1 protein-coding gene is annotated in these 339 nt (G+C 66.1%); it reads right to left on the reverse strand.

Features of this window, described 5'->3' with window-relative positions:
• A partial coding sequence (locus EN852_RS43310; RefSeq protein ID WP_281407850.1) for a TonB family protein occupies nt 1-234 on the reverse strand: 234 nt, incomplete at its 3' end.
• Nucleotides 235-339 lie beyond the last annotated feature (105 nt).

The following is a 339-nucleotide window of genomic DNA, read 5'->3' on the forward strand; positions in this document are numbered from 1 at the left end:
GTCGAGATCGCCGTCGCCCGAGGATCGCGCCAACCTGGCCGAGACCACCTTGCCGGACGTATCGACCGTGAAGGTCACGATCGGCGTGCCTTGCACCCGCCTGAAGCGCGCCGCGCCCGGATAGCGCGTGTGCCGCGTGATCCAGGCCGCCAGGCTGGAATTCCAGCGCGACGGACTGACGCTCGATCGCTGCGCCGCATTCGAGGACTGCGGCGCGGCGACCTTTGCCGCCACCTTGGTGTCGATGCTGGCGGTGGTCATCGTCCTGGATGGCGACGCCTTTTCCTTCCCGACCCGTTCCTTCGGCTTATCGACCGGTTTCTTCTCGGTCTTTTTCCT

This window comes from Mesorhizobium sp. M2E.F.Ca.ET.209.01.1.1 (genome assembly GCF_004010375.2).
Lineage (GTDB): Bacteria > Pseudomonadota > Alphaproteobacteria > Rhizobiales > Rhizobiaceae > Mesorhizobium.